The sequence below is a fragment of the Oleiphilus sp. HI0117 genome, from assembly GCF_001635235.1.
Genome location: NZ_LWGA01000140.1, coordinates 1 through 951, shown reverse-complemented (window position 1 = coordinate 951; position 951 = coordinate 1). Strand labels below are relative to the sequence as shown.

General features: G+C 47.3%; 1 protein-coding gene. It reads right to left on the bottom strand.

Annotated elements, in window-relative coordinates:
• The coding region (locus A3757_RS01920) for an immunoglobulin domain-containing protein (RefSeq protein ID WP_068739071.1) at positions 1-951 on the bottom strand (951 nt) is incomplete at both ends.

The window sequence follows — 951 nt, the reverse complement described above, 5'->3', positions numbered from 1 at the left end:
GCTTAGCTCGAGTGAAGAAGGTAGAGAGTTAACCGAGACCAAGGCTTCTTGTGAGTAAGCTTCACTGCTGGCATTACTGACGACTACAGAATATAAGCCGGTATCTTCGATACCCGCATTGCTGATGCTCAAGTCCTGCGAATTAGCGCCAACTAACTCTTCGCCATTGAATAGCCACTGATATGAGAATGGGCCGTCTCCGCTAGTGCGAACTGTTAAGTCTACACTTTCACCCGCGTTGATCTCTTGTGAATAGGGCTGCTGGGTTATGCTTACCGGTACACTTATAGATAATACGCTTAGGTTTGCACTGAAAGATGTAGCGGAGCCTTGCGTGTTACTAACTGTCACATCATAGCTCCCTGCATCACTTAACTCGACTGAGTTTAGGCTTAAGGTATTGCTATATGCGCCGCTAATATCCGTGCCATTGTGTCGCCATTGGTAAGTCAGAAAGCCTCCACCGCCAGCGTTGACGCTAAATGAAGCGGAGCTTCCTTCGGATACTGTTAATGAAACGGGGTGCGAGTTAATGCTGGGTGCTGCAAGTTGTTCATTGACGGTAACGCTGACAAAGTTTGAATAAACCTGGGAAACATTGTTGCTAATCGATACTCGGTAACTTCCCGTGTCACTTATTGAACTTGGGCTAATCGTTAAAGTGCTATGTGTTGCGCCAGGAATTAAGGAGCCGTTCTTTTGCCATTGATAGCTGATTGGATCTCCGCCAGTCGCTAAGACGCTGAGAGAGATTGTTTCCCCTTCAGTGACGATGCTAGCGCTAGGTTGCTGGGATATGCTGACGGGTAACACGTTTTCTTCCACTGAGACAAGGGCTTCTAGCGAGTGGATAGTTTCCTCACTGTTGGAAATGGTGACACTATATAAACCAGAATCGCTAAGTTGAGCGCTCGTTTTATTGTAGGAGCTTGCTGTCGCGCCCGGGATATT